Here is a 24,994-nt window from a genome sequence, read left to right as displayed (position 1 = left end):
GAAAGGCGCGAACGTTCAGGAGCGTGACTTGTATTCGCGGAGCAGGCCACGGCTGATGATGGTCTTCTGGATCTCGCTGGTGCCCTCGCCGATGAGCAGGAACGGGGCCTCGCGCATCAGGCGCTCGATCTCGTACTCCTTGGAGTAGCCGTAGCCGCCGTGGATGCGGAACGAGTCCTGGGTGACCTCGGCGCAGTACTCGCTCGCGATCAGCTTGGCCATCCCGGCCTCGACGTCGTTGCGCTCGCCGGAGTCCTTGAGACGGGCGGCGTTGACCATCATCAGGTGCGCGGCCTCGACCTTGGTGGCCATCTCGGCGAGTTTGAACGCCACCGCCTGGTGCTCGGCGATCGCCTTGCCGAAGGTCTTGCGCTGCTGGGCGTATTCCACCGCGAGCTCGAACGCGCGGATCGCGATGCCGCAGGCGCGCGCGGCGACGTTGACGCGGCCGACCTCGACACCGTCCATCATGTACGCGAAGCCCTTGCCCGGCGCTTCGCCGAGGACCTTGTCGGCCCCGATCTTGAAACCGTCGAAAACGGCCTCGGTGGTGTCGACTCCCTTGTAGCCCATCTTGTCGATCTTGCCGGGGATGGTGAGGCCGGGAGCGACCTCGCCGAAGCCCTCGGGCTTCTCGACCAGGAACGTGGTCAGGTTCTGATGGGCCTTCTCGGCGCCCTCGTCGGTCTTGACGAGCAGCGCGATCAGGTTGGAGCTGCCGCCGTTGGTCAGCCACATCTTCGAGCCGTCGATGACGTAACCGTCGTCGGTCTTGCGGGCGCGGGTCTTGATCGCGGCGACGTCGGAGCCGAGATCCGGCTCGGACATCGAGAACGAGCCGCGGACCTCCCCGGTCGCCATGCGGGGCAGGAAGTGCTGCTTCTGCTCCGGCGTCCCGTGGCGGGAGATCATGTGCGCCACGATGAAGTGCGTGTTGATGACGCCGGAAACGCTCATCCAGCCGCGCGCGATCTCCTCGACCACGAGCGCGTAGGTCAGCAGTGATTCGCCGAGGCCGCCGTACTCCTCCGGGATGGTGAGCCCGAACAGGCCCATCTCCTTCATCCCCTCGACGATGTCGGTGGGATAGGTGTCGGAGTGCTCGAGTTCCTGCGCGCGCGGGATGACCTCCTTGTCCACGAACTGGCGGACCGTGGCCAGGATTTCGGACTGCACGTCGGTCAAGCCGGCGGTCTGGGCGAGGCGAGCCATCGCTGCTCCCTAAATTCGCGCGCACCGGGCTCCCGGCGCTGGGTTACCGGTGAGTATGACGCCTGTCCGGGGACCTCGCTATGAGCGCAGTCACGCGTACGCCATCCGTGACCATGGCACTACAGTGACAGGCCGATCACAGTCCGAGGGGGACGAAGATGACTCAGCAGCCCTTTGGTGGGTTCCCACCGCAACAGCAGTACGGCTTTCCGAACCAGCCTCCGGCGCAGAGCAAGGACTCCGGTCTGGCCATCGCCGCCTTGATCTTTTCACTCTTCGGGCTGATCGGACTGGTGTCCGTGATCCCGGGGATCGTCCTGGGCCACGTCGCCTTCGCGAAGGCCAGGCGTGGCGAAGCGGGCGGCAAGGGGATGGCGCTGGCCGCTTTCGTCGTCGGCTATCTGATGATCATCCTGTACGCCATCGCGATCCCGGTCGTCTTGAGCATCGCCGCGAAACACGGGGCTTTCCGCTAGCGATACCGTCCTGAGCCGACGAGGGGACCCCGCATGACGAATCCGCACGACCCGTATGGGCAACAGCAGCAGCCTTCCGGGCAGTTCCAGCAGCCGTACGGCCTCCAGCCGTACCAGCCTTCGCAGCAGTTCTACGTCCAGCAGACCTACGTGCGACCGCCGGACCAGGGCATGGCCGTGGCGTCGCTGGTGTGCTCGCTGATCGGGCTGATCATGTGCTTCCCGGCGATCCTGGGGATCATCTTCGGGCACATCGCGCTCTCGAAGGCCAAACGCGGCGAAGCGGGCGGCAAGGGCATGGCGCAGGCCGGGATGATCATCGGCTACGTCGTCACCGGGCTGTGGCTGATCCCGGTCGTCCTGTGGTTCGTTTTCGTGGTGTTCGCGATCGGTGCCGCGGGCGTCTCGTGACCCGTGCCCGGATACGGTGGGGTCCCGCACGAACCAGGGGGCCAACCGGATGAGCAGCAGTTCCGACCCGCAGGACACGCCGTCGACGTCGTCCTACACCGACTCGAACACTTACTCGGATCCGACGTCCGCGTCGGAAACGGTGTCGAACCCGTCGCCCGCGGAACCGCAGCGGTTCGAGCCGCCCGCGCCGTTCACGCCGCCTCCGCCGTTCGAGCCGCCCGCGCCGTTCGGAGCGCCCGCCGCTTCCGATCCCGCGCCTGCTGCTCCTGGTGATGCCACCGAGTCTCAGCCGTTCGGGCAGGCCATCGACCCGCTGACCGCCGAGCCCGTTCCGCCTGCCTTCGCGACTCCGGACGCGACGGCTCTTCCCGCCTACCCGGCCGCGCCTCAGCCGATGGCGTACCCGCCGCAGCCATACGTCCAGCCGTACAACCCGTACGCGGGAACGGCGGCGCCGCGTTCGCAGGACAACGGGATGGCGATCGCCGGACTGGTGTGCTCGCTCGTCGGGATCTGCTCGTGCGTGACGGTGATCGTCGGGCTGATCCTGGGGCACATCGGGCTGGCGAAGGCGAACCGCGGTGAAGCGGGCGGGCGCGGTATGGCGCTCGCGGCGGTGATCATCGGCTACGTCGTGCTGGCGCTGTACGTCGGGTTCTTCGGGACGTTGATCATCTTGGGTGTCAACGGCGAGCTGGATTAGCGGGTCTCGTGAGTGGTAAAGGCGGTTCTAACCGTCCTTACCACTCACGAGTCCTGGAGCCGCGTCGTCCGGTTCGCGAGGAGCGGGCGCCACCTGGCCGTTGTCCTCCGGCGTCTCCTTCTTCGGCGTTTCCTTCTTCGGCGTGTTCGCGTCGAGGAAGCGCAGCAGTTCCACCGGGAACGGCAGGACCAGCGTCGAGTTCTTCTCCGCCGAGACCTGCACGACGGTCTCCAGCAGCCGCAGCTGCATCGCCGCCGGGGTGTCGGCCATGGTCGCGGCCGCCTGCGAAAGCTTGTACGACGCCTGCAGTTCACCATCGGCCGAGATGACCCGCGCGCGCCGTTCTCGTTCGGCTTCGGCCTGGCGTGACATCGAGCGTTTCATCGATTCCGGCAGCGCGACGTCCTTGATCTCGACCCGGTCGATGTGGATTCCCCAGTCCAGCGCCGGGTTGTCGATCATCAGCTCCAGGCCCTCGTTGAGCCGTTCGCGGTTGGACAGCAGGTCGTCCAGCTCGCTCTTGCCGATGATGGACCGCAGCGACGTCTGCGCGACCTGGCCGACGGCCGAGCGGTAGTCCTGCACGTTCACCGCGGCCAGTACCGGGTCGACCACCTTGAAGTACACGACCGCGTCGACCCGCACGCTGACGTTGTCGCGGGTGATGCCGTCCTGCGCGGGGATCGGCATCGTGATGATCTGCATGTTGACCTTCTGCAGCCTGTCCGCGAACGGGATCAGCAACGCGAGACCGGGCTCCCGGATCGTCGCGCGCACCCGGCCGAACCGGTAGACGAGGCCGCGTTCGTACTGTTTCACCACGCGAAGGCTCGTCGCGAGCCAAGCACCGCCCGCGACGGCGATCGTACTGAGAATCTCCACCACCATGACTGCTCCCGGGGTTGTGTTCTCCCTGTTGACGGTACGCCCGGCGGGTCACGGGGGAAACACGGTGGACAGGCCTGCCAAGGTGGGTTCGTGACCGGTTTCAAGATCCCGCCCAAGTTCCTCGACCGCGCCGCCGGCCTCGGCCCCGGAGCCGCCGAATGGCTCGACTCCCTCCCGTTCCTCGCCGAGAAGTACACGGCCAAGTGGAATCTCGAACTCGACGGCGAGGCCATGCACGGCTTCGTCGGCGTCGCCCAGCCCGTGCGCCGCGCGGACGGCTCCCCCGCGATCCTCAAGCTCGGCTGGCCGCACGAGGAATCCGACGACGAACCCCTTGCACTGTCCACTTGGGCCGGTCAGGGTGCGGTCCTGATGTACGACAACGTTCCTGAGGACGGCGTGCTGCTTCTGGAGCGCCTCGACGCCACCCGGTCGCTCGAAACGGAGCCGATCCAGGAGGCCGTCGAGACCATCGGCGCGATGGCGCGACGGCTGGCCGTCCCCGCTCCCGAAGCGCTGCAGCGGTCCCTTCGCGAGGAGGCCGCGGAGCTGGTCGCCGAACTCCCGGAGTCCTGGAGCGAGCTGGGCGAACCCTTCGACCGGAAGTACATCGACGCGGCGGTCGAGATCTGCGCGGACCTCGGTCCCACGGCCGGCGAGCTGATGGTGAACGAGGATCTGCACTTCGAGAACGTCCTGGCGGGTGAGCGCGAACCCTGGCTGGTGATCGACCCGAAGCCGCTTTCGGGCGACCTCGAGTTCGGTGCGATCTCGATCCTCTGGAACCGTGCGGACGAGTCCACAATGGACGACAAGATCGCGTGGTTCACCAAGGCGGCCGGGGTGGACGCCGAGCGCACACGCGCGTGGACTCTCGTCCGCGCGGTGGAGAACTGGATCTGGCTCCACGAAGACCTCGCCGAGGGCGCCTCGCCCGAATCCATCGCCGAAGACCCGGCCTACGCCGCCGTCCCCGGAATCGCCGCCTGGGCATTGCGGTGATCACACGAATCGTCTCCCGGCCCGGGAGCCGATAACCTTCGGGCATGGCCGCCTTGAACAGGGTATTCGCAGCTCAGCTGGCCGGTTTGCCGGTTTTCGGACCCGATGGTGAATCGATCGGCAAGGTGCGGGACCTGGTGGCGGGTCTCCGGCTCGACCAGCAGCCGCCGCGGATCCTGGGCATCGTCGTCGAGCTGACGACGAGGCGCCGGGTGTTCGTGCCGATGTTGCGCGTGACCTCGATCGAGCCGACCGCCATCACGCTCGCCACCGGTTCGGTCAACATGCGGCGGTTCCACCAGCGGCCCAACGAGGTGCTGGTGGTCGGGCAGCTGTTCGACGCGTACGCCACGCTCGCGGGCTCGGACACCCGGGTCACGGTCGTCGACGCCGCCATGGAGCCGACGCGGACCCGGGACTGGGTGCTCGCGAAACTCGCGATCCGCGAGCGGTCGAGCAGGCTCGGCCTCGGCAGGCGCCGCGCGCCGATGCAGGTGCTGCCGTGGTCGGAGGTGTCCGGCCTCGGGCTCACCGACCTGACCGGCCAGACCCAGGGCGCGGCGCAGCTGCTGATGCTGTTCGACACCATGCGCGCGGCGGACGTGGCCGCCACCGTGCGGGACCTGCCGCTGAAACGGCGGCACGAGGTCGCCGACGCGATGGACGACGAGCACCTCGCCGACCTCCTCGAGGAGCTCCCCGACGACGACCAGAAGGAACTGCTGTCCTACCTCGCCGAGGAACGGGCCGCCGACATCCTCGAGACGATGAACCCCGACGACGCCGCCGACCTGCTGGCCGAACTGGCGCCCGCCGAGCAGAGCCGCTTCCTGGAGCTGATGGAACCCGAGGAGTCGGCGCCGGTGAAGCGGCTGCTGAAGTACTCCTCCGACACCGCGGGCGGGCTGATGACGCCCGAGCCGGTGGTGCTGACGCCGGACGCCACCGTCGCGGAGGCGCTCGCGCACATCCGCAACGCCGACCTCCCGGTGGCGCTGGCGAGCATGGTGTTCGTCTGCCGTCCGCCGACGGAAACGCCGACCGGGCGTTTCGTCGGCGTCGTGCACTTCCAGCGTCTGCTGCGCGAACCGCCCGCGGAGATGGTGGCGAGCGCCGTCGACAGCCAGCTGCCCGCGCTGCGGCCGAACGCCACCTTGTCCGAGGTCACCCGCTACTTCGCCGCCTATAACCTCACCTGCGGGCCGGTGGTGGACGCCGAGGACCATCTTCTGGGCGCGGTCACCGTCGACGACGTCCTCGACCACCTGCTCCCGGAGGACTGGCGCGAGACCGGGCTGCACGACATCACCGGCGATATCACTGTCGACACAGAGGAGGCCGAACGTGCCTGAGCTGACGTCCGGGCGGCGGCTGGACCAGCCCCGCGGCCAAGGCCGGTTCAGGCTGAACATGGATCCGGACACCTTCGGCAAGCTCACCGAACGGGTCGCGCGGTTCCTCGGCACCGGCAAGTACCTGTTCTGGCAGACCCTGACCGTCATCGTCTGGATCGTGCTGAACCTGGTGGCGGTCTCCCTGCAGTGGGACCCGTACCCGTTCATCCTGCTGAATCTGGCGTTCTCGACGCAGGCCGCGTACGCCGCTCCGCTCATCCTGCTGGCGCAGAACCGGCAGGACGACCGCGACCGCGTCTCGCTGGAGGAAGACCGGAATCGGGCCGAGCAGACCAAGGCGGACACCGAATACCTCGCCAGGGAGCTCGCGTCACTGCGGATCGCGGTCGGCGAGGTCGCCACGCGCGACTTCCTGCGGAGCGAGCTCGACCGCCTCCGGGAGGATCTTGATGCCAAGCCGCGCAAGGGCAAACCCGACCGTGCCGCTACCGGTACGTAACATGGAGGCGTGACCAGTACGCAGCAACTCCCCAGCGTCGACGATGTCCGCACCGCGCTGAAGGCCGTGTACGACCCGGAGATCAAGAAACCGATCACCGACCTCGGCATGGTCAAGGGCGTGGAGGTGGGTTCGGACGGTGTGGTCACCGTCGGGATCTACCTGACGGTCGCCGGTTGCCCGTTGAAGGCGACGCTGACCAAGGACACCACCGATGCCGTCGCGAAGCTCCCTGGCGTCAGCGACGTCAAGGTCGAGCTCGACGTCATGAACGACGAGCAACGTACGGAACTGCGAAAATCGTTGCGCGGTGACGCCACCGAACCGGTGATCCCGTTCGCGCAGCCGGGTTCGCTGACGCGGGTCTACTGCGTCGCGTCCGGCAAGGGCGGCGTCGGCAAGTCCTCGGTGACGGTGAACCTCGCGGCCGCGATGGCCGAGCGCGGGCTCTCCGTCGGCGTGGTCGACGCGGACATCTACGGCCACTCGGTGCCGCGGATGCTCGGCACGCACGAAAAGCCGACCAAGGTCGACACCATGATCATGCCGCCGCAGGCGCACGGCGTGAAGGTCATCTCGATCGGCATGTTCACCCCGGGCAACCAGCCCGTCGTGTGGCGCGGGCCGATGCTGCACCGCGCGCTGCAGCAGTTCCTCGCCGACGTCTTCTGGGGCGACCTCGACATCCTGCTGCTGGACCTGCCGCCGGGCACCGGCGACATCGCGATCTCGGTGGCGCAGCTCATCCCGAACGCGGAGATCCTGGTCGTCACCACCCCGCAGCAGGCGGCCGCCGAGGTGGCCGAGCGCGCGGGCGCGATCGCGCTGCAGACGCGGCAGCGGATCGCCGGGGTCATCGAGAACATGTCGTGGCTCGAAACGCCCGACGGCGAGCGGATGGAGATCTTCGGCTCCGGCGGCGGGCAGTCCGTGGCCGACTCGCTGTCGAAGTCGGTCGGCTCGACCGTGCCGCTGCTCGGGCAGATCCCGATGGACCCGCACGTGGTCACCCTCGGCGACGCGGGCACGCCGATCGTGCTGGCGGAGCCGGACGCGCCGGCGTCGCTCGTGCTCAAGGAGGCGGCGAAGAAGCTGACCGTCCGGGCGCGCGGGCTGGCCGGGATGATGCTGAACGTGACTCCCGCGGGGCGCTGATCTCGGGTCCGTCCCCCGCTGACGCAATGAAGGGGACTTTCATTGCAAATTTTGCAATGAAAGTCCCCTTCATAGCATTCGGAGTACCACGCAACTAGAGGACTAAACGCGGGAGGGGTCAGGTGGCGTCGGGGTCGACCGGAGGGCGCTCGCCCGGCTTCAGCGGCTCGGGCTGCGCGGCGGTCGCGGGGTAGCCGTTGGGCTTCGAAGCGCCGTTCGTGGCACCGTTGGTCCCGTTGGCGCCATTGGTGCCGTTGACGTCCTTGAGCCCCAGCGGATCCGAGTCACCGTCGAACAAATGCTGGGTGACGACCCGCTTCGGGTCGAAGTTCCGCAGGCCACGCAGGTCCTCCAGCGGCTTGCGCAGCTGATCGAACTCCGGGCCCATCTCCTCACGCAGTTGCGTCTTGGCCCCGGTCGCGAACTCGCGGACTTTGCGGACGCTCTTCGCTATCCACGCCGCCGCTTCAGGGAGCCGCTCCGGACCGAGAATGAACAGACCCGCGACGATGATGATGAGGATCTCGCCCCAGCCGACACTTTCGAACACCCGTGTGAACCTCCGCCTCGGCGTCTTCCCCGTTCAGGGTACCCGTCCGAACTTGCTAGTCCGAGGCCAGTTTCACGTCCACGACGAGTGAAGACCCATCCCGGACAAGGCGGACAGGGACCATCTCGCCGACTTCGCGCGCGCGGACCGCGACGAGCAGCTCCGCCGAGTCGCGCACGAGCCGTCCGCCGACCTCGGTGATCACGTCGCCTTCCTTGATCCCGGCCGACGCGGCCGGGCCGCCGGGGGCGACATTGCGCACCTGCGCGCCCATGGTGCTGGAGCCCGCGACGGTCGACGAAGCGTTGATGCCGATGTCGGGGTGGACGACTTTTCCGTCCTTGATCAGTGTTTTCGCGATTTTCACCGCGTAGTCGCTCGGGATGGCGAAGCCGATGCCGATGCTGCCGCCCTCGGCGCTGGACGAGCGGATCGCCGAGTTGATCCCGACCAGCGCGCCGGTCGCGTCGACGAGCGCGCCGCCCGAGTTGCCGTGGTTGATCGCGGCGTCGGTCTGGATGGCTTCGTAGATCACCGGGGCGCTGCCGCCGTCGCCGCCCGCGGTCACCGGGCGGTTGAGCGCGCTCACGATGCCGGCGGTGACCGAGTTCTGCAGTGCCAGCGGCGAACCGACGGCGATCACCGAATCGCCGACGGCGAGGTCCGCGGACTTCCCGACCTGCAGTGCGGTCAGGTTCTTGACGTCGACCTTGACCACCGCCAGGTCGGTTTTGGCGTCGGCGCCGACGACCTTCGCCTCGACGCGCCTGCCGTCGAAGAACACGGCGGTGACCTTGGTGGCCGTGTCGGCCGTCGCGGCGGAGATCACGTGCTCGTTCGTGAGCACGTAGCCCTGGGTGTCGATGACGACGCCGGAGCCCTGCTGGCCGGAGTCGGCGCCGGGTTTGAACACCTCGAGCGAGACCACGGCGGGCGCCACCCGGTGGGCGATGTCCGCGATCGAGCCCGCCGGGCGCTCCTTGGCCGCGTCGGCCTCGGAAATGCTGGCCTGCCCTGTCAGCTCGGTGCCGGTGTCGGCGAACCACCAGCCGATCAGCCCGCCCGCGGCACCGATGACCAGCGCGACGCCGACGAGGATCGCCAGCGCCTTCGTCTGCACGCGACGCCCGAAGAGGACCTCCGGAAGACTCAGCAGCGCACCTTGCGGGCGCTTCGCGTCCTTCTCGGCTTCCGACTCCTGCTGCACGGCGGGCCCGGCGAGCACCGCGCCGGAGGAGGGGTCGCGCCACGGGTCCGACGTCGTGGTCCAGAGCGGGCTTTCCGCGCCGTTCGTGGAAGCTTCGGAGCCGTTGCTCCCGTGCGGCCGCTCCAGCACGACGCCCTCGGCGCCCGGCGGGCGGCGGAAGGCTTCGGCGAGCGATTCCGGCGTCGGCGGCGCCAGGTTCATCCCCGGCGCGGCCTGCCCGTTCGTCCCGGGCTGGTACAGCTTGTCGAAGGCGCCGTCGACGCCACGCGGCCTGCCGAACGTGGCCGCCTGCGCCGGATCGACGGCGGGCCTGGCCAGCGGGCGCGGTGCCAGCCGATCCCCCGCCGGGTCACCAGGCTGCTGCGGATTCGCGTTCGGCTGCTCGGTCATCATTCCCCGGGGCTGAGATCAGGTTGGCCGGACGCGAGAGTACGCCAGGCCTTGCCCTGGATTCTGCCGTGACCACGGTGAAGTGCGCGTTGATTCCCCGGATCGGCCAGAAATGTGACACTTGAAGCAACCATGTCTCACGTCTGGCAGTCTAACCGGCATGTCGGAAAATCACGGGGGACAGTTCCCGCCTCACCAGCAGTGGTCCCAGCAACAGCAGCAGTGGCCCCAGCAGCAGGGTTGGCCGCAGCAACCGCCCAAGAAGAAGGGTTTGTCCACGAAGCTGAAAGTGCTGCTGCTCGTCGGCGCGCTCGTCGTGGTCGGCGGCGGGATCGGCCTGATCTTCGTGCTGAAGGCGGCCGTCGGGCCGGAGAAACAGGCGAAGGGCCTGACCGAGGGCGACTGCGTCGTGCTGACCGGCTCCGGCAAGGAGGCGGACGCCGCCAAGACGTCGTGTGATTCCCCGCAGGCGCCCTACGCGGTGAGCCTCACCGGCGTCGCCAAGGGCGACTGGAACTGCAAGGACGGCTTTTACCAGTACACCGTCCCCCGGCCGGGTCGCGGCGACGGCGTCGCCCTGTGCCTGGCGATCAATGCCAAGGTCGGGCTGTGCTTCGACGACATCGAGAGCAAGACCCCGCCGCCGCTGAAGGACTGCGGCTCGGCGCGGCTGAGGATCAGCGAGGTCTTCCCGCAGATGAGCGTGGTGAACAGTCCGTGCGCCGAAGGCACGGCGGAGGTCATCTCCTACGCCAGCTACGGGACTTCGAACTTCAAGAGCGCGACGATCTGCTTCGTCAAACCCTGACGAAGCGGATCAGCGGGCCGAGATGGGCACGGGCAGGCTCGACGTGCTCGGGCTCGGCGCGGGGCTGTGCGACGGTTCCGGCTTGGTGCCGCCGCCCAGCTGCGCGGGCAGCAGACCGGCGTTGACACCCTGCGGGGGTACGAACGCGGGACTCGGCTGGTCTTCGACGCCCTCACCCGAGGTCGCGACCAGGGCCAGGGCGCTCAGCACCAGACCCGAAACGACGACGCCGGCGCCCTGCGCGTACTTCCGCCGTGCGAGGCCGAACTTTCCACCACCGAGGACATTCGGGGACTGGCCCAGTGGCGCCGATGAGCCCAACGGGGCTGTCCCGCCCAGCACTCCGGTGTCACGAAGGCCGGCGACCCTGTCGGGCCGCTGGATGGCCACCAGCTGACCGTCGGCCGTCATCGCCAGGTTGTCCGGCGCGCCGGGAAGTTCGGTGTTCTGCGGGATGGAGCACAGGCTGGCCAGGAAACCCGCCGACATCGACGGGGCTCCCGCCTGCTTCACGGCGGTGACGGCCTGGCGCTGCGCGGTGACCTCGGCCGCACACGACGGGCAGCGGGCGATATGCGCCGATGCCCTGTCCTGGGCGCCGAGGGTCAGCTCGCCGTCCACGAAGGCGACGATGGCGTCCGGAAGCAGATGCGACTCGGGGAGTCCCCAGCCTCGCGGTGCGGTCATACCCCCACCTTCGCAGACTCCTGCGCCGCGGCGCGACGACGCTCCAAAGAAGCGCGAAGCGCCTGGCGGCCACGGTGGATCCGGCTGCGCACGGTGCCGAGCTTGACACCGAGAGTGGCGCCGATCTCCTCGTACGAGAGGCCTTCGACGTCACACAGCACGACCGCGGCACGGAACTCGGGCGGCAGCTCGTCGAGCGCGGCCTGCAGGTCCGGGTCGAGATGGGTGTCCGAGTAGACCTGCTCCGGGCTCGGGTCGTCACCGACGATGCGGTCGGTGTCCTCGGGGAGGCCTTCCATCCGCACGCGTGAGCGGCGGCGGGCCATGTCGAGGAAGAGGTTCGTGGTGATGCGGTGCAGCCAGCCTTCGAACGTGCCGGGCTTGTAGGACGCGAGGGAACGGAAGACCCGGATGAAGGTCTCCTGCGTCAGGTCCTCGGCGTCGTGGGCGTTACCGGTCAGTCGGTACGCCAGCCTGTAGACGCGATCGGCGTGTTCACGCACGACCTCGTCCCACGAAGGTGGCGTCCATGCGGTCTCGTCCACGGTCACCGGCGTGACCTGGTCCGCGTGCTGGTCCTGCATCGTCTCCTGCATCGGGGAAGTAGGCACCTCCATCAGCGTCTTCTCCCAACTACTCCACCCAACGCGGGCGATGTGCACGGTGTTCCCGTTGTCGAGACCCAGTCTGTCCGGCCTGCTTATGTTTCTAGTGAGACAGGACTGAGAAGAGGCTGAGAAGTCGGTACCAGGGAGTCTTCGCTGTTTTGTCCACAGGCAGCGCTAACCTCCGCGTGTGAATTCCGGGACGCATGCGGGCTCGCCAGCCGAGGCCGCCGACGCCGACCTCGTCGACGGGTACCTCCCCGACGACGAGGTACTGGCCACCGCGCGGGCGCGGTCGGCCGATCTGGGGTGCGGTCCGCTGAGCGCGGGCGCGGGCGCGACGCTGCGTTTTCTCGCCACGACACTGCGCGCGAAAGCCGTCGTCGAGGTCGGGACCGGGGCGGGCGTGAGCGGGTTGTGCCTGCTCAGGGGCATGGTCGACGACGGGATCCTCACCTCGATCGACATCGAGCCCGAGTACCACCGGGCGGCCAGGTCCGCGTTCCGGGAGGCCGGCTACCCGCCGGGACGGACCCGGCTGATCATGGGCCGCGCGCTCGACGTCCTCCCCCGGCTCACCCCCGGCGGCTACGACCTGGTGTTCGTCGATTCGGCGCCGATCGAGTACCCGAGTTGCTACGAGAAGGCTGTCGCGCTGCTCCGGCCCGGCGGGATACTGGCGTTCCACAACGTCTCCGGCGCCCGAGTGACGGATCCCTCACGGCGCGATCCGGACACGCTCGCGCTGCGCGAGGTCGCGCGGGCCTTCCGGGAGGACGAGCGACTGGTCCCGGCGCTGCTGCCGGTGGGTGGCGGACTGCTGGTCGCCGCGATCGCGTAGCAAGGGACTCGCGCAGTCATCTGAAGGACGCTTTCACCGCGTCGGACGCGGCGAAGGGCGCTTTCACCACGTGCGATGCGGGGAAAGTCCCCTTCAGCACGGCGACCGCCGCGATGGCGAGCCAGGCGGCGGTGAGCACGATCAGCCAAGTCCAGCCCGCGTGCCCGTAGACGGTCGCGCCGACGGCGCCGCCGATGCTGCTGCCGAGGTAGTACGAGAGCGTGTAGAGCCCGCCGACCTGGCCTCGGGCGTTCTCGGGAGCCTCCGCGGCGGCCCAGCCGTTGGCGACCGCGTGCGCGGCGAAGAACGCGCCGGTCAGCACCACGAAACCGAGGATGACCAGCGACAGCGAGTCGGACAGCGTCAGCGCGGCGCCCGCGATCGTGAGCAGCAGCGCGCCCGCGAGCGACCGGCGGCGCCCGAACCGGCCGACGAGCCTGCCCGCGGTCGCCGACGAGACCGAGCCCATCGCGTAGGCGAGGAAGACGAGCGACGCGATCGCGGGCGAGAGGTTCAGCGGCTCGCCGGTCAGGCGGAATCCGGCGGCGTTGTACAGCGCGACGAACGAGCCCATCGCCAGCAGCGCGACCGCGTACTGGACCAGCAGGACCGGCTTCCGGACGGCCGCTCCGAGCCCGGCCAGCACTGCCCTGCCCTGCTCGCGCAGCCGCTCTGACCTGCGACGATCGTCGGAAGTGATAGCAAAGGTCCCTTGCTCCCCCGGTGGCAGGGCCAGCACCGTGACCACCGCGCAGACCAGCCCGATCCCGGCGACGACGAGCAGCGCGCCGTGGTAGCCGAACGGACCGGCGGTGAACCCGGCCGCGAGCCTGCCGACCATGCCGCCGACGGTGTTCCCGGCGATCATCGCGCCCACCGCGGCCGCGAGCCCGGCCTTGCCGAGCCGTTCCGCGAGGTAGGCCGCGGCCACTCCGGGGAACCCCGCGATGGCGATCCCCTGCAGTGCCCGCAGCACCAGCAGCGCCGGGTAGCTGGGCGCCAGCGGCAGCAGGAAACCGAACACGACCGACGCGACCACCGAGGCGATGATCACCGGACGCCGTCCCACCACCTCGGAGAGCGCCGCGATCGGCAGGACGGCGATCGCGAGCGCGCCGGTCGCGACGCTCACCGCGAGCGACGCGCCGCCGGGGTCGAGGTGGTACTGCTCGGCCAACTGCGGCAGCACCGGCTGTGGCGCGTAGAGAAGGGCGAACGAGGAGATCCCGGCCGCGGCGACGGCGATCGTGACCCGGCGGGTGGTTCCGGTGGCAGGCACGATCTTGAAGCTAAGCCGGGCTAATCAATACGTCCAATACGCTCATCTGTCACAATCGATACCGTGATGAATGAAAGGATGACCGCCCAGCTAGCCCCCCAGCTCGCGCTGCTCACCGCACTTCGCCGCACGACGAACGTCACACGCGCGGCCGAACTGCTCGGCGTCCCGCAGCCCACGGTAAGCCGCCGGATCTCGGCGCTCGGCGAGGCGCTCGGCGCCCCGCTGACGGTCCCCGACGGCCGCGGCATCCGGCTCACCCGGGCCGCCGAACTGCTGGCCGACGCCGCCGAACGGGCCCTCGCCGCCGTCGACGCCGGAGTCCGCCAAGCCCGCGAAGAGGTCGACCCGGGATCCGGGCACATCGTCCTCGGCTTCCTGCACCTGCTCGGCCGTTCGCTGGTCCCCACCCTGCTCCGCGGCTACCGCGCGGACCATCCCCACGTGCGCTTCACGCTGGTCCAAGGCTCACGTCAGGACATGGTCGACAGGCTGACCAGCGGCGAACTCGACCTCGCGCTGCTCGCGCCCGCCCCGGTCGACGACCCGCTTCTCGACACCGCCGTGCTCGCCGAGCAGGAGATCTTCCTCTCCGTCCCGACGTCACACCGCCTCGCCGAGCGGCCCAGCGCGGCCATCGAAGATCTCAAGGACGAGGAGTTCGTCCTCCTCGAGACCGGCTACGGCCTCCGCACCATCACAGACGACCTGTGCGCCGAAGCGGGCTTCGAGCCGAAGATCGCCTTCGAGGGCCAGGAGTCCGACACCGTCCGAGGACTGGTCGCGGCCGGGCTCGGGGTGGCGCTGCTCCCCCGGTTCGAACCCGGCAGCCCGGCGGGCGTCGCCGAAGTCCCGCTGGTGCCGCCGGTCGGGCGGACCATCGGGCTGGCGTGGCGGAAGGACGTCGTCCTGACTCCCGCGGTCATGCGGTTCCGGGAGCGAGTCCGCGCTCAGCAGTGGTGACGATCGTCAGGGGCGGCCTTTGACGATGGTGCAAGGCGGTGCCGATGTCGTTTTCGCTAACTTAGGGTGAATGTACGACGACATCGTGAAGATGGCCGGCGAGAGCCCCAGCTGGCTTCAGGCCTCCGGCATCCTGTTCACCGACGCGGGAATGCTGATCTTCGCCGCCTTGATGGTCTGGGTCGCCTGGCGGGCCCGCACCTCGCCCACCCGGCTCGCGGTGTCGCTGCTGGTGCCCGGCGCGTGCGCGATCGCGTACCTGATCAGCGAAGGGGCGAAGAGCGTGATCCGCGAGGACCGGCCGTGCCGGGGCCTCGTCACGCTCGTCGACTGCCCGCCGATCGGCGACTGGTCCTTCCCGAGCAACCACTCCACGGTCGCGGCGGCGGCCGCCGTCGGACTCGCCCTCGCCTGGCGACGGCTCGCGCCGTGGGTGCTTCCGGGCGCCCTGCTGATGGGCTTCTCCCGGGTCTTCGTCGGCGCGCACTACCCGCACGACGTCCTCGCCGGTCTCGTCCTCGGCTCCGTGACGGCGTGGCTCGTGTTCCGGTACCTGAAGGGCCCCGCGACCGGCATCGCCCGCAGGCTCACCGCGCATGCCGGTGACGCGCCGACCCAGCCCATGCCCAGGGTGCGCACGCGGGGCGACAGCAAAGGTCCCTTGCTGCCGCCCCGGCGGTGAACCGCAGGTCAGGCGTAGGAAGCGACCAGTTCGACCAGCGTCCGCGCGGCGAAACCGGTGGCTCCCGGCACGACGTCGGCGTAGGTCTTGTCGGCCCGCGCGGGGCCGGCGATGTCGAGATGCGCCCACGGCACATCGCCGACGAACTCCCGCAGGAACAGCGCCGCGACGATGCCGCCGGGGCCACCGGGCGCCTGCCGGACGTCACCGAGTGAGCCCTGCACGGTTTCGGCCAGGTCTTCCAGCAACGGCATCCGCCACCACGCCTCGCCGACCCGCTCGCCCGCCTTCGTGACCCGCTCCGCGAGCGCGTCGTCGGTGGCGAACACGCCGCCGGTCCGGACGCCGAGCGAGACCTTCATGGCGCCGGTCAGTGTCGCCGCGTCGATCACGGCGTCCGGTTTGTGCTTCTTGATGCCGTAGACGAGCGCGTCGGCGAGGACCATGCGGCCCTCGGCGTCGGTGTTGCCCACCTCGGTCGTCTTGCCGCCGTAGTGGCGGACGATGTCGCCCGGCCGGTACGACGAACCGGACACGTGGTTCTCGGCGGCGGGCACCAGCCCGGTCACCTTGACCGGCAGGCGCAGCGCGGCGATCGCGCGGACCGCGGCGATGATCGCCGCGCCGCCCGCCATGTCGGTGCGCATGAGGTGCATGCCGTCGGCCGGTTTGATCGACAGGCCGCCGGTGTCGAAGGTGATGCCCTTGCCGACCAGCAGCAGATGCGTCGCCGCCCCGCGCGGCCGGTACTCCAGCTCGATCAGCCGCGGCGGAGCGGCCGAGCCGCCGCCGACGGCGAGGACGCCGCCGAAGCCCTGCTCCGCCAGCCACTTCTCGTCCCGGACCGAAACGGTCAGGTTCGGGATACCGCCGGCGGCGCGCGCGGCGGTGTCGGCGAGCCAGGCGGGGGTCTTGATGTTCGAAGGCGCGTTCGCCAGGTCGCGGGCGAACGAGGCGGCCGCGGCGAGTTCGCGGATCCGCTCGAGCGCCTTGTCGTACGCGTGCACGGCGCGTTCGTGGCGAGTGAGCAAGCGCACGGTCCGCAGGCTCGGCTTCGGCTCCTCGGCCGTCACCGTGAACCGGTATCCGCCGAGCAGCAGCCCGAAAGCCAGCTCCTCGAGGTGCTCGGCGCCGACGTCCTCGGGCAGCTCGACGGCGAAGCCGCGGAACGCCTTCTCGCCCGCTTTGACGTCTTCGTCCAGCGCCGCCGAGACGGCGCGGACCAATGCGGCACCGGCCTTGCGGTACTGCCGTGGTTCACCGTCGCCGACACCTGCCAGCCAACGGGTGCGGCCGGTCGGCACGGTCTGCACGTCCCCGGCCTTGCCGGTGGGCCGCACACCGCCGATCTCCGCGAGTCCGGCGTCACCGTCCTCTTCGGACGGCGCCGCGATCAGCGTGGCCAGCGGCGTACCGCGCCGCAGATCGTCCGAGACCTCGATTTCGAGCAGCTTCCCCGGAACGGGGGGTAGCGGGTTACGCACAGTGAGCGACCTCCGGGCGCAGATGAACCGCGACCCCGGCCTCCGAACGGAGACCGGGGTGCGGGTGGTTGAACGTAGGTGCGGTCCGGGCTCAGCCGGTGACCTCCTGCAAGGCCGCGCCGAGATCCTTCGCTTCTTCCGCGGAGAGTTCGACGACGAGGCGCCCACCACCCTCGAGTGGTACGCGCATCACGAGGCCCCGCCCCTCCTTAGTCACTTCGAGGGGACCATCTCCGGTCCGGGGCTTCATGGCCGCCATAGCGTGCTCCCTCCGTCTCAACCGGCGCGCCCGGGTCGCGCTCGTCAAAGCCAGCCGGGTCTACTGTCCATTGTCCCTCATCAGCGGCCGAGCGCGAACGCGGACCGATCTTTTGCCGCCGTATCGGTGCTGGTATGCGGCTCGCGAGGCTGAAAGACTTCGTCTCAGACCGCAGTTTCGCCGACTAGGAGATCCCGTGACCACATCCGACGTTCTGCTGACCGCCGACGCCGATGGCGTGCGCACCTTCACGCTGAACCGGCCGCAGGCGTACAACTCGCTGACCGTCGAACTCAAGGAACTGCTGCTGGCGGGGCTGCGCGAGGCCGCGGCCGACGACAGTGTCCGCGCGGTGGTGCTGACCGGTTCGGGCAAGGCGTTCTGCGCCGGGCAGGATTTGAAGGAGCATGTCGGGCTGCTGCAAGCGGGTGACCCGGCTCCGCTACACACGGTCAAGGAGCACTACAACCCGATCGTCAAGACCATCGTCGGGATGCCGAAGCCGGTCATCGCAGCGGTGAACGGCCCGGCGGCCGGCGCCGGCGCCGCCTTCGCCTACGCGAGCGACCTCCGCATCGCGTCGACGTCGGCGAACTTCCTGATGGCGTTCGCGAACGTCGGCCTCGGGCCGGACTCGGGCGCGTCGTGGACGTTGCAGCGGCTGATCGGCCTCGGCCGCGCGGCCGAACTGATGCTGCTGGCGCGCACGGTCGACGCGGCCGAGGCGCTGACGCTCGGCCTGGTCAGTGAGGTCGTCCCGGACGAGGAACTGGCGGCCCGCGCACAGAAGCTCGCCGCGAAGCTCGCGGCCGGCCCGACGGTCGCGTACGCGAAGATCAAGAACGTGCTGTCCGTCGCCGCCGAGTCCTCGCTCGACGAGGCGCTCGCCGCCGAGGACGACGCTCAGGCCGCGCTCGGTGCGACCGCCGACCACACCGAGGCCGTCGAGGCCTTCGTGGGCAAGCGCAAGCCGACCTTCCAAGGCAAGTAAGCGCCCCCAAGAGACGCTATGAAAGGCCCGTTACTTGCAAAATTTGCAAGTAACGGGCCTTTCATAGCGCGCGGGAGGCGCATTCGGGACCGGTACCGAGCCTGAGCGGATAAAGTTCGGCGGTGACCCCGACCCCGGCCCGCCGCCAGGCGAAAGCCGCGGAGCACGACCTCGGCGACTGCGTCACCCGCTACCGCCGGAGGCCGGGCCTGACAGGCACCTTCTTCGCGTTCGCCCCGCTGGCGGGCGGGATCCTCATCGGCACTCTCGGCGGAGACCCGGTGAAGGCGCTCGGCGTCGTGCTGTTCCTGTGGCCGCCGCTGTTCCTCGCCTGGTGCTACTCGACGAGGAAACGCCTCGACGGCGGCATCTACGTCTTCACCGGCGGCTTCGCCGAGGTCCACGGGCGCAAGATCCCGCATGCGATCACCTGGGCCGAAGTCCGCGCAGTGCGCTACAAGAGCGTCGAGCACTGGCTGAACTTCATCCCCGTCGCCTACGTCGCGAAGTGCACGATCGAACTGCGCGACGGCGGAGTGATCGAGCTCGACGGCAGCTACCGGAAGCTGGAGCGACTGGCCGAAGACCTCCACCACCGAAGCAGCGCCTAACCCGCGCGGAAGCACTCCTTCACGTGGTCGTCGACCATCCCCGTCGCCTGCATCAGCGCGTAGCAGGTCGTCGGCCCCAGGAACGCGAAGCCGCGCTTCTTGAGCTCCTTCGCCATCGCCTTCGACTCGTCGGTGATCGCCGGGACGTCGCCCATCGTGCGAGGCCGTTTGTGCCGTGACGGCGCGAACGACCACAGCAGGTCGTCCAGCGAACCGTCCAGTTCCCCGATCGCCTTGGCGTTGTTGATCGCCGCCAGGATCTTTGCCCGGTTCCGCACGATCGACGCGTCCTGCATCAGCCGTTCGACGTCGTCGTCGGTGAAGACGGCGACCTTCTTCGGCTTGAACTTCTTGAACGCCTTCCGGAACGACTCCCGCTTCCGCAGGATCGTGATCCAGGAAAGCCCGGACTGGAAGGACTCCAGGCACAGGCGTTCGTACAACTCCTCGTCACCGTGGAGCGGGACGCCCCATTCGGTGTCGTGGTACTCCACGTAATCCGGGGCGGAGTTGCCCCATGAGCACCGCTTGATCCCGTCCGCGCCCAGCAGACCCGCCTCAGCCAACCCGGTACCCCTCCGCGTACTTCACGAATTTCTGCAGGCACAGCCGCAGTCCCAGCTCGAAGCCCGGTTTCGCGACCGGCCAGCCGAGCCGTCCGACGACGCCGAACGGCGGCCGCAGATGCTCCGCCCAGACGAACGTCGACGAATGCGGCCCCTTCTCGATCACCTGGAAGACCCCGGTGCCCTGCACGATCTTGCCGAGATGCCGCACGACGCAGCGCAGCGGCGGCTCCCAGCTGGTGATCTCCATGGTGTCGGTGAACCCGATCCCGGCGACGCCGGTGAAGGCCGACAGCTTCGAGCCGACACTGCGCCCGTTGCCCTCGACGACCTTGACCTCGGTGCCGAGCATCCATTCGCCTTGGCGTTCCCAGTCGGTCAGGGCGAGCCAAGCCGTCCCGGCCGGTACCCCGACGTCGACGGAGACGACGACATCGGTCACCTGGCGCCCTCGCGCTCGGCTTCCAGTTCGGCCACCCTGGACCGCAGCTCCTCGAGCTCGACGCCGAGCCTCCGCATCACCCAGTCCACTTCGGACATCTTGTACCCGCGCAGCACCATCTGGTAGCGGACGGCGTAGACGTCCTCGGCGGTGATGTCTTCGGCGGGCAGCCTGGTCGGCGAGCCGCCCGGGGGCAGCGGGGCCAGTTCCTCACCCCTGCCGAACACCACGGCGGCCAGCAGGAACACCACCGCGGCCACCAGCAGCATGACTACGAGATAGATCAGGGCGGTCGTCACGGCACGATCGTGGCACACGAACGCCACGATCGTCTCGCCAGCAACGCGAGTCGCACACTGACCACCACCCAAAGCACCATCAGGATCCCGCACGGCACCGACAGGAACAGCCGTGACGCGTCGATGAGCCCGGTGGCGAACACCAGCAGCGCCACCGAAAACAGGTTCAGCCCGACGGCCTCGCCGATCAGCACGCCCGCGGTCCTGACCAGCCGTCTCCCGTCCATCCGCCGGGAGAGCCAGCGCATGCAGACGAGCGCGAACACCCCCAGCAGCGGCACGACGAACACCGAGCCGTGGGTGAACTGGGCGACGTACTTGTACCAACCCGGTGTCGGCGTCGCGAGCTGCGACCAGTCGCCGAACGTCCACTTGCGGGCGAACTCCCAGGCCAGCTGCATCAACGGCACCCCGAGGATCAGCTTCCACAGGGTGCGGGTCCCGCTGTTCATGCCCAGTTCGGCCTGGTAGTCCCGCGCGATCAGGTGCACCGGCCCGAAGTCGTCGACGGCACGCCGTTGCGCGTCGTGCTCGCTCCAGCCGCCCTCCCGGTAGGCGTCGGCGGCGTCGTTGAGCCCGTCCCGCGCCTCGCGCAGCAGATCCCGCTTCGCCGACGCCGGGCCGTCCAGCCGGGTGCGCAGCTCACCGAGGTAGGCCTCGATCACCGTCATGCCGTGATTCTCCGGCTCCGCGCGGCGACCGTGAGCCGCAGGCTGAACAGGATCCACGCGCCGGACAGGACCGCGCACGGCACACTGACGAGCAGCCGGGCGGGCTCCAGGAACCCTGTCGCACCGCCGTACGTCGTGACCGCGAGAAGGTTCAGCCCCACCGCCGCGGCCAGCGACCACGAGACCACGCGAGCGACGGACGGCCCTTCCCGCCGCCGCGAGAGCAGCCGGGCGACGATCAGACCGCCGATCGCGACGATCGGGGACAGCGCGGCCAGCACGTCGGCCAGGCCGATCGCGCGGTAGTACCAGGACGGCGGCTGCCCCAACCGCGACCAGCCGCCGGAGCTCAGCACGCGCGCGAGATCCCAGGCGAGGATCAGCAGCGGGACACCGACGATCAGTTCCCACAGGACGCGGATGTCGCGCCGTAGTCCCAGTTCCGCCTGGTAGTCACGGGCGATCAGGTCGGCGGGGCCGAAGTCGGCGACGGCACGGCGTTCCGCGTCCGCCTCGTCGAAGCCGCCCATGCGGTAGGCCTCGGCCGCGTCGATCAGACCGTCTCTCGCCTCGGTGAGCAGATCGGCCTTGGCCCCCGCAGGCCCGCTCAACCGCCTGTCCAGGTCGCCGACGTAGGCCTCGATGGCGCTCATGCGACGGCCAGGGGCCGGGACCGGAAGACCGCCGGGAGCAGCCAGAAACTGAACACCGCCCAGCCGGCCGCCAGGACGTTGCACGGCAGGCTCATGTTCATCCTGGACGGGTCGAGGACCGAGGTGCCCACGGTGAGCAGCAGCAGCGCCAGCAGGTTCGTGATCGACGCGGCGCCCACCGTCCACCGCGTCACTTTCCCCAGCCGCACGCTGTCGAGCCTGCGCCCCAGCCGGCGGGCGCCGAAGAGCGCGACAGCTCCGATCAGGGGCGAAACGATGACCAGGACGCCGAAGAGTTCGATGACGGACAGGTACCACTCCGGGGGCATTCCCAGGTTGTCCCAATCCCCGTAGGTCCAGAGCCGTGCCAGCTCCCAGCTCACCTGGAACAGCGGGACACCGACGATGACCTTCCACAGGGTGCCGATGTCGCCGCGCAATGCCAGTTCGGCCTGGTAGTCACGGGCGATCAGGCCGGCCGGGCCGAAGTCCGCGACGGCGCGCCGCTCGGCGTCCCCCTGGCAGGCACCGCCCTCGCGATAAGCCTCGGCCGCGTCGGAAAGACCGTCCCTCGCTTCGGTGAGCAGATCGGCCTTGGCCCCCGCCGATCCGCTCAACCGTCTGTCCAGATCACCGATGTAGGCCTCGATGGCGCTCATGCCGTGCTCCCCCCGAGGACACCACCGATCACGGTGGTGAACTCCTGCCATTCGGCCCGTTCCGCCGCCAGCGCCTTCTGCCCGGAGCGGGTGAGCTTGTACGTACGACGTTTGCGGCCGGACACGACGTCCCATTCGCTGGCGAGGAAACCGGCGCGCTCCAACCGGCGAAGCGCCGGGTAGACGGTGCCCGTCGGCAGGTCGAGCGCACCGTCACTGCGGAGCTGGAGCGCCTCGATGATGGCGTACCCGTGCAGCTTCCGGCCGTCGAGGACGGCGAGGAGCAGCGCGTCGAGGTGCCCGCGCAGGCTGTCGGCCTTCATAGATAGACAGTCTACACATCGCCGCCTACCAGGGTAGCCGGGTCTTTCCGGGGACGGCCTCAGGGAATGTCCCGGAGATGACCCTTAATTCATAGATTTCGTGCCTACATGTAGCCAGCCTACGTATACAGTGCATCGGCATGGACGCACTCCCGATCGCGAGACTCCAGTTCGCGACGACGACCTCGTTCCACTTCCTGTTCGTTCTGCTCACACTGGGGCTCGTGACACTCGTCGCGGTGATGCAGACACGCTCCGCATTCGGCGGCAAGCCTGAACTGATGCGGATGACCCGCTTCTGGGGCAGGCTCTACGTGATCAATTACGCGCTGGGAATCGTCACCGGAATCGTGATGGAATTCCAGTTCGGGCTGACCTGGACAGGCTTGTCCACGGTCGCGGGCGACGTCTTCGGCGCCCCGCTGGCCATCGAGACGCTGGTGGCCTTCTTCGCCGAATCGACCTTCCTGGGGCTGTGGATCTTCGGCTGGGGGCGGCTGAACAAATGGGTCCACCTGACCCTGATCTGGCTGGTCACGCTGACCGCGTACGCCTCGGCGCTGTTCATCATGGTGGCCAATTCGTTCCTGCAGAACCCGGTCGGCACACATGCCGAGAACGGTGTGCTGAAACTCGACGACTTCGGCGCGCTGTTCACCAACCCGGCGCTGGCGATGTCGCTGCCGCACGTGCTGAGCGCGGCGCTCATGACCGGCGGTTTCTTCGTGGTCGGCGTCAGCGCGTACCACTTCATCAAGCGCACCAAGGAGATCGAGTTCTTCCGGACCTCCATGCGGATCGGCGTGCTCACCTCGCTGGTCGGCAGCACGATGGTGATCGGCTTCGGGTTCGCCCAGTTCGGCCCGCTCGGGGAGTACCACCCCGGCAAGCTCGAAGCACCGGAACCGCTGGTCGGCGCCCCGCTGGGGCTCATGATCCAGATCGGCTTCATCGCCTTCCTGGCCTCGATCCTCGGCACGCTGCTGTTGTTCCGGAACTGGATCACCAGGGTGCGGCCGTTGCTGTACCTGATGGTGCTGGCCATCCCGCTGCCGTTCTTCGCCGCGATCTCCGGCTGGCTGGTCCGGGAGATCGGCAGGCAGCCGTGGCTGATCCGCGGGCAGCTGACCACCGCCGACGCCGTCGCGTCGATCCCGGCGGGCCAGATCCTGTTCTCCTTCATCGCGTTCACCGTGCTGTTCGCGACACTCGCGATCGCCGACTGGGTGCTGATGTCCCGGGTCGCCAAACGCGGCCCGGAACCCGAAGAAGAGGCGGCGCCGCCTCGTGCCGAACTTCCCGTCCTGAGCGGAGTCTGACCCATGGTGATCCTGTGGTGGTGTGTGCTCGGTTTCCTGATCTCCGGCTATTTCGCGCTGGCGGGCTACGACTACGGCGTCGGGATGCTGCTCGGCAGGTTCAGCCGTGACGAGGAAGGACGACGGCGCGTCCTCGGTGCCTTCGGCCCGTTCTTCCTGGCCAACGAGGTCTGGCTGGTGGCCGCGGTCGGCGTCCTGTTCGGCGCTTTCCCGCATCTGGAAGGAAAAGTGTTCTCCGGGGCCTATCTCCCGGTCGTCACGCTGTTGCTCGGGCTGGTCGCGTTCACCGCGGCGGTGCAGTTGCGCAGCAGGCGGCCGGACGCCGGCCGCGGTGCCTGGACGCTGGCGATCACCGTCGGCGCCTGGGTGACGGCGGTGTCCTGGGGCGTGTTCCTCGGCAACCTCGTCCTCGGGCTCCCGCTCGACGCCGCCGGGCAGCCGACCGGCGGTGTCCTCGCCGTGTTCGATCCGTACGCGCTGATCTGGGGTGCCGGGTTCGTCGCGCTGTTCGCCTTGCAGGGAGCGGCTTTCCTCGCCGTCCGGGCGCCCGCCGACTTCACCGCCCGCGCAAACCGGATCGCCAAGGCCCTGCTCACGCCGGCGCTCGCGTTCCTGGTCGTGGCGGTCGGCTGGGGCGCCGTCGAGACCACCGCGTCGTGGACCGTGCTGCCCGCGATCGTGCTGGCGTTCGGCGCGCTCGGCGTCGCGGCCGCGGCACTGCGCGCGGGTCGGCACAAGGCGGCGCTGATCGCGACGATGGTCCTGTCCGCGTCGCCGGTGCTGGCCGTCGGGACACTGCGCCTTCCGGACGCGCTCGTGTCCTCTGTGGATGGAGGGTTTTCGCTGAGCCTGACGGAAGCGGCCACCAGTACCGAGACCCTCGATCTGCTCACCATCGTCGGTCCGCCCGCGCTGGTGGCGATCGCCGCCGTGCAGTGGGTGACCTGGCGCAGGCACGGCGACCGGGTCGACCAGCGCTCGCTGCTGCACTTCTAGGAGCC

31 protein-coding genes are annotated in these 24,994 nt (G+C 69.0%); 15 read left to right on the top strand and 16 right to left on the bottom strand.

Annotation, left to right across the window (positions count from 1 at the left end; genetic code table 11):
- Positions 1-15 precede the first annotated feature (15 nt).
- Positions 16-1,212: an acyl-CoA dehydrogenase family protein gene (locus ACLJRM_RS13505; protein WP_410605431.1), complete on the bottom strand. Its 1,197-nt coding sequence runs from the start codon at positions 1,210-1,212 to the stop codon at positions 16-18.
- A gap of 158 nt (positions 1,213-1,370) precedes the next feature.
- Here ACLJRM_RS13505 and ACLJRM_RS13500 point away from each other — a divergent pair, with 158 nt between their 5' ends.
- Genes ACLJRM_RS13500 through ACLJRM_RS13490 form a run of 3 tightly spaced genes read left to right on the top strand, consistent with a single transcriptional unit; the run spans position 1,371 to position 2,805 of the window.
- Positions 1,371-1,688 carry a DUF4190 domain-containing protein gene (locus ACLJRM_RS13500; RefSeq protein WP_410663124.1) on the top strand — a complete coding sequence of 106 codons (318 nt, stop codon included), beginning with the start codon at positions 1,371-1,373 and terminating at the stop codon, positions 1,686-1,688.
- Positions 1,689-1,721: 33 nt separating this feature from the next.
- The gene (locus ACLJRM_RS13495) at positions 1,722-2,099 is read left to right on the top strand and encodes a DUF4190 domain-containing protein (protein WP_101612488.1); all 378 of its coding nucleotides are present in this window, start codon (positions 1,722-1,724) and stop codon (positions 2,097-2,099) included.
- 49 nt (positions 2,100-2,148) lie between these two features.
- A complete protein-coding gene (locus ACLJRM_RS13490; RefSeq protein ID WP_410663123.1) occupies positions 2,149-2,805 on the top strand; it encodes a DUF4190 domain-containing protein in 657 nt (218 codons plus the stop codon).
- Between the two features lie 27 nt (positions 2,806-2,832).
- Here ACLJRM_RS13490 and ACLJRM_RS13485 read toward each other — a convergent pair whose 3' ends face one another.
- Positions 2,833-3,693: a slipin family protein gene (locus tag ACLJRM_RS13485; protein WP_410663122.1), complete on the bottom strand. Its 861-nt coding sequence runs from the start codon at positions 3,691-3,693 to the stop codon at positions 2,833-2,835.
- A 90-nt stretch (positions 3,694-3,783) separates the two neighbouring features.
- Here ACLJRM_RS13485 and ACLJRM_RS13480 point away from each other — a divergent pair, with 90 nt between their 5' ends.
- The 4 genes from ACLJRM_RS13480 to ACLJRM_RS13465 are packed head-to-tail and all read left to right on the top strand — an operon-like array spanning position 3,784 to position 7,704.
- Positions 3,784-4,695: an aminoglycoside phosphotransferase family protein gene (locus ACLJRM_RS13480; protein ID WP_410663121.1), complete on the top strand. Its 912-nt coding sequence runs from the start codon at positions 3,784-3,786 to the stop codon at positions 4,693-4,695.
- 44 nt (positions 4,696-4,739) lie between these two features.
- Positions 4,740-6,047, top strand: coding sequence for a magnesium transporter MgtE N-terminal domain-containing protein (locus ACLJRM_RS13475; protein ID WP_101612483.1), 1,308 nt, complete (start codon positions 4,740-4,742; stop codon positions 6,045-6,047).
- Entirely contained in the window at positions 6,040-6,549 is a 510-nt protein-coding gene (locus tag ACLJRM_RS13470) for a DUF1003 domain-containing protein (protein WP_101612482.1), read from the top strand. Before ACLJRM_RS13475 ends, ACLJRM_RS13470 begins: the two co-directional genes overlap by 8 nt.
- A 9-nt stretch (positions 6,550-6,558) precedes the next feature.
- Positions 6,559-7,704, top strand: a complete 1,146-nt coding sequence (locus tag ACLJRM_RS13465; protein ID WP_101612481.1) for an Mrp/NBP35 family ATP-binding protein — start codon at positions 6,559-6,561, stop codon at positions 7,702-7,704.
- Positions 7,705-7,822: 118 nt separating this feature from the next.
- Here the strand turns inward: ACLJRM_RS13465 and tatB are convergent, their stop codons facing one another.
- Both tatB and ACLJRM_RS13455 read right to left on the bottom strand, forming a co-directional pair.
- Entirely contained in the window at positions 7,823-8,254 is a 432-nt protein-coding gene (gene tatB, locus ACLJRM_RS13460) for a Sec-independent protein translocase protein TatB (protein WP_410663120.1), read from the bottom strand.
- A gap of 55 nt (positions 8,255-8,309) precedes the next feature.
- Entirely contained in the window at positions 8,310-9,851 is a 1,542-nt protein-coding gene (locus tag ACLJRM_RS13455; protein ID WP_101613744.1) for a S1C family serine protease, read from the bottom strand.
- Between the two features lie 160 nt (positions 9,852-10,011).
- On the opposite strand from ACLJRM_RS13455, the gene ACLJRM_RS13450 reads away from it, so the two are divergent.
- Positions 10,012-10,659, top strand: coding sequence for a hypothetical protein (locus ACLJRM_RS13450; RefSeq protein ID WP_101612479.1), 648 nt, complete (start codon positions 10,012-10,014; stop codon positions 10,657-10,659).
- A 9-nt stretch (positions 10,660-10,668) separates the two neighbouring features.
- Here ACLJRM_RS13450 and ACLJRM_RS13445 read toward each other — a convergent pair whose 3' ends face one another.
- Together ACLJRM_RS13445 and sigE are read right to left on the bottom strand one after the other, a co-directional pair.
- The gene (locus ACLJRM_RS13445) at positions 10,669-11,346 is read right to left on the bottom strand and encodes an anti-sigma factor family protein (RefSeq protein WP_101612478.1); all 678 of its coding nucleotides are present in this window, start codon (positions 11,344-11,346) and stop codon (positions 10,669-10,671) included.
- Complete coding sequence (gene sigE, locus ACLJRM_RS13440) at positions 11,343-11,963, bottom strand: RNA polymerase sigma factor SigE (RefSeq protein ID WP_410663119.1); 621 nt, start codon at positions 11,961-11,963, stop codon at positions 11,343-11,345. The genes ACLJRM_RS13445 and sigE overlap by 4 nt, the downstream gene beginning before the upstream one ends.
- 178 nt (positions 11,964-12,141) lie before the next feature.
- Between sigE and ACLJRM_RS13435 the strand changes: the two genes are divergently transcribed.
- Positions 12,142-12,792, top strand: a complete 651-nt coding sequence (locus tag ACLJRM_RS13435; RefSeq protein WP_076163290.1) for an O-methyltransferase — start codon at positions 12,142-12,144, stop codon at positions 12,790-12,792.
- A gap of 16 nt (positions 12,793-12,808) precedes the next feature.
- Here ACLJRM_RS13435 and ACLJRM_RS13430 read toward each other — a convergent pair whose 3' ends face one another.
- A complete protein-coding gene (locus ACLJRM_RS13430; RefSeq protein WP_101612476.1) occupies positions 12,809-14,071 on the bottom strand; it encodes an MFS transporter in 1,263 nt (420 codons plus the stop codon).
- 78 nt (positions 14,072-14,149) lie between these two features.
- Here ACLJRM_RS13430 and ACLJRM_RS13425 point away from each other — a divergent pair, with 78 nt between their 5' ends.
- Positions 14,150-15,034: a LysR family transcriptional regulator gene (locus ACLJRM_RS13425; protein WP_174720512.1), complete on the top strand. Its 885-nt coding sequence runs from the start codon at positions 14,150-14,152 to the stop codon at positions 15,032-15,034.
- 70 nt (positions 15,035-15,104) lie between these two features.
- Entirely contained in the window at positions 15,105-15,716 is a 612-nt protein-coding gene (locus ACLJRM_RS13420; protein ID WP_410663118.1) for a phosphatase PAP2 family protein, read from the top strand.
- Positions 15,717-15,724: 8 nt separating this feature from the next.
- On the opposite strand, the gene ACLJRM_RS13415 is transcribed toward ACLJRM_RS13420, so the two are convergent.
- Positions 15,725-17,200, bottom strand: coding sequence for a leucyl aminopeptidase family protein (locus ACLJRM_RS13415; protein WP_410663117.1), 1,476 nt, complete (start codon positions 17,198-17,200; stop codon positions 15,725-15,727).
- A 91-nt stretch (positions 17,201-17,291) separates the two neighbouring features.
- Positions 17,292-17,459, bottom strand: a complete 168-nt coding sequence (locus ACLJRM_RS13410; RefSeq protein ID WP_005155393.1) for a DUF3117 domain-containing protein — start codon at positions 17,457-17,459, stop codon at positions 17,292-17,294.
- A gap of 196 nt (positions 17,460-17,655) precedes the next feature.
- Here ACLJRM_RS13410 and ACLJRM_RS13405 point away from each other — a divergent pair, with 196 nt between their 5' ends.
- Together ACLJRM_RS13405 and ACLJRM_RS13400 are read left to right on the top strand one after the other, a co-directional pair.
- The gene (locus ACLJRM_RS13405; protein ID WP_101612472.1) at positions 17,656-18,450 is read left to right on the top strand and encodes an enoyl-CoA hydratase/isomerase family protein; all 795 of its coding nucleotides are present in this window, start codon (positions 17,656-17,658) and stop codon (positions 18,448-18,450) included.
- A gap of 122 nt (positions 18,451-18,572) precedes the next feature.
- Positions 18,573-19,061, top strand: coding sequence for a hypothetical protein (locus ACLJRM_RS13400; protein ID WP_410663116.1), 489 nt, complete (start codon positions 18,573-18,575; stop codon positions 19,059-19,061).
- On the opposite strand, the gene ACLJRM_RS13395 is transcribed toward ACLJRM_RS13400, so the two are convergent.
- Genes ACLJRM_RS13395 through ACLJRM_RS13365 form a run of 7 tightly spaced genes read right to left on the bottom strand, consistent with a single transcriptional unit; the run spans position 19,058 to position 22,674 of the window.
- Positions 19,058-19,627 (bottom strand): DNA-3-methyladenine glycosylase I, encoded by a 570-nt coding sequence (locus ACLJRM_RS13395; protein ID WP_410663115.1) that lies wholly within the window; start codon positions 19,625-19,627, stop codon positions 19,058-19,060. The two genes, ACLJRM_RS13400 and ACLJRM_RS13395, sit on opposite strands and share 4 nt — an antisense overlap.
- Positions 19,620-20,069, bottom strand: a complete 450-nt coding sequence (locus ACLJRM_RS13390; protein ID WP_101612469.1) for an SRPBCC family protein — start codon at positions 20,067-20,069, stop codon at positions 19,620-19,622. The genes ACLJRM_RS13395 and ACLJRM_RS13390 overlap by 8 nt, the downstream gene beginning before the upstream one ends.
- The gene (locus ACLJRM_RS13385; RefSeq protein ID WP_101612468.1) at positions 20,066-20,368 is read right to left on the bottom strand and encodes a DivIVA domain-containing protein; all 303 of its coding nucleotides are present in this window, start codon (positions 20,366-20,368) and stop codon (positions 20,066-20,068) included. The genes ACLJRM_RS13390 and ACLJRM_RS13385 overlap by 4 nt, the downstream gene beginning before the upstream one ends.
- Positions 20,365-21,039: a permease prefix domain 1-containing protein gene (locus tag ACLJRM_RS13380; RefSeq protein WP_101612467.1), complete on the bottom strand. Its 675-nt coding sequence runs from the start codon at positions 21,037-21,039 to the stop codon at positions 20,365-20,367. Before ACLJRM_RS13380 ends, ACLJRM_RS13385 begins: the two co-directional genes overlap by 4 nt.
- Positions 21,036-21,692, bottom strand: a complete 657-nt coding sequence (locus ACLJRM_RS13375) for a permease prefix domain 1-containing protein (protein ID WP_410663114.1) — start codon at positions 21,690-21,692, stop codon at positions 21,036-21,038. The genes ACLJRM_RS13380 and ACLJRM_RS13375 overlap by 4 nt, the downstream gene beginning before the upstream one ends.
- Positions 21,689-22,351: a permease prefix domain 1-containing protein gene (locus tag ACLJRM_RS13370; RefSeq protein WP_101612465.1), complete on the bottom strand. Its 663-nt coding sequence runs from the start codon at positions 22,349-22,351 to the stop codon at positions 21,689-21,691. Before ACLJRM_RS13370 ends, ACLJRM_RS13375 begins: the two co-directional genes overlap by 4 nt.
- Positions 22,348-22,674: a helix-turn-helix transcriptional regulator gene (locus tag ACLJRM_RS13365; RefSeq protein ID WP_005155407.1), complete on the bottom strand. Its 327-nt coding sequence runs from the start codon at positions 22,672-22,674 to the stop codon at positions 22,348-22,350. Before ACLJRM_RS13365 ends, ACLJRM_RS13370 begins: the two co-directional genes overlap by 4 nt.
- Before the next feature lie 140 nt (positions 22,675-22,814).
- Between ACLJRM_RS13365 and ACLJRM_RS13360 the strand changes: the two genes are divergently transcribed.
- A complete protein-coding gene (locus ACLJRM_RS13360; RefSeq protein ID WP_410663113.1) occupies positions 22,815-23,993 on the top strand; it encodes a cytochrome ubiquinol oxidase subunit I in 1,179 nt (392 codons plus the stop codon).
- A gap of 3 nt (positions 23,994-23,996) precedes the next feature.
- A complete protein-coding gene (locus tag ACLJRM_RS13355) occupies positions 23,997-24,989 on the top strand; it encodes a cytochrome d ubiquinol oxidase subunit II (protein ID WP_101612463.1) in 993 nt (330 codons plus the stop codon).
- Positions 24,990-24,994 lie beyond the last annotated feature (5 nt).

Origin of the sequence: Amycolatopsis sp. lyj-84 (assembly GCF_046549075.1) — a bacterium.
Classification (GTDB): Bacteria; Actinomycetota; Actinomycetes; order Mycobacteriales; family Pseudonocardiaceae; genus Amycolatopsis.
Note: the sequence above shows the minus strand (reverse complement) of the source record. Positions and strands in the feature narration are given on the sequence as shown.

Bases quoted from the DNA above. Each gene is read 5' to 3' on its own strand.
- ACLJRM_RS13360 (WP_410663113.1), top strand. From the start codon at position 22,815: ATGGACGCACTCCCGATCGCGAGACTCCAGTTCGCGACGACGACCTCG.
- ACLJRM_RS13445 (WP_101612478.1), bottom strand. From the start codon at position 11,346: ATGACCGCACCGCGAGGCTGGGGACTCCCCGAGTCGCATCTGCTTCCG.
- ACLJRM_RS13380 (WP_101612467.1), bottom strand. From the start codon at position 21,039: ATGACGGTGATCGAGGCCTACCTCGGTGAGCTGCGCACCCGGCTGGAC.
- ACLJRM_RS13485 (WP_410663122.1), bottom strand. From the start codon at position 3,693: ATGGTGGTGGAGATTCTCAGTACGATCGCCGTCGCGGGCGGTGCTTGG.
- ACLJRM_RS13490 (WP_410663123.1), top strand. From the start codon at position 2,149: ATGAGCAGCAGTTCCGACCCGCAGGACACGCCGTCGACGTCGTCCTAC.
- ACLJRM_RS13420 (WP_410663118.1), top strand. From the start codon at position 15,105: ATGTACGACGACATCGTGAAGATGGCCGGCGAGAGCCCCAGCTGGCTT.
- ACLJRM_RS13475 (WP_101612483.1), top strand. From the start codon at position 4,740: ATGGCCGCCTTGAACAGGGTATTCGCAGCTCAGCTGGCCGGTTTGCCG.
- ACLJRM_RS13355 (WP_101612463.1), top strand. From the start codon at position 23,997: ATGGTGATCCTGTGGTGGTGTGTGCTCGGTTTCCTGATCTCCGGCTAT.
- ACLJRM_RS13375 (WP_410663114.1), bottom strand. From the start codon at position 21,692: ATGAGCGCCATCGAGGCCTACGTCGGCGACCTGGACAGGCGGTTGAGC.
- ACLJRM_RS13425 (WP_174720512.1), top strand. From the start codon at position 14,150: ATGACCGCCCAGCTAGCCCCCCAGCTCGCGCTGCTCACCGCACTTCGC.
- ACLJRM_RS13505 (WP_410605431.1), bottom strand. From the start codon at position 1,212: ATGGCTCGCCTCGCCCAGACCGCCGGCTTGACCGACGTGCAGTCCGAA.
- ACLJRM_RS13500 (WP_410663124.1), top strand. From the start codon at position 1,371: ATGACTCAGCAGCCCTTTGGTGGGTTCCCACCGCAACAGCAGTACGGC.
- ACLJRM_RS13455 (WP_101613744.1), bottom strand. From the start codon at position 9,851: ATGACCGAGCAGCCGAACGCGAATCCGCAGCAGCCTGGTGACCCGGCG.
- sigE (WP_410663119.1), bottom strand. From the start codon at position 11,963: ATGGAGGTGCCTACTTCCCCGATGCAGGAGACGATGCAGGACCAGCAC.
- ACLJRM_RS13495 (WP_101612488.1), top strand. From the start codon at position 1,722: ATGACGAATCCGCACGACCCGTATGGGCAACAGCAGCAGCCTTCCGGG.
- ACLJRM_RS13365 (WP_005155407.1), bottom strand. From the start codon at position 22,674: ATGAAGGCCGACAGCCTGCGCGGGCACCTCGACGCGCTGCTCCTCGCC.
- ACLJRM_RS13410 (WP_005155393.1), bottom strand. From the start codon at position 17,459: ATGGCGGCCATGAAGCCCCGGACCGGAGATGGTCCCCTCGAAGTGACT.
- ACLJRM_RS13450 (WP_101612479.1), top strand. From the start codon at position 10,012: ATGTCGGAAAATCACGGGGGACAGTTCCCGCCTCACCAGCAGTGGTCC.
- ACLJRM_RS13370 (WP_101612465.1), bottom strand. From the start codon at position 22,351: ATGAGCGCCATCGAGGCCTACATCGGTGATCTGGACAGACGGTTGAGC.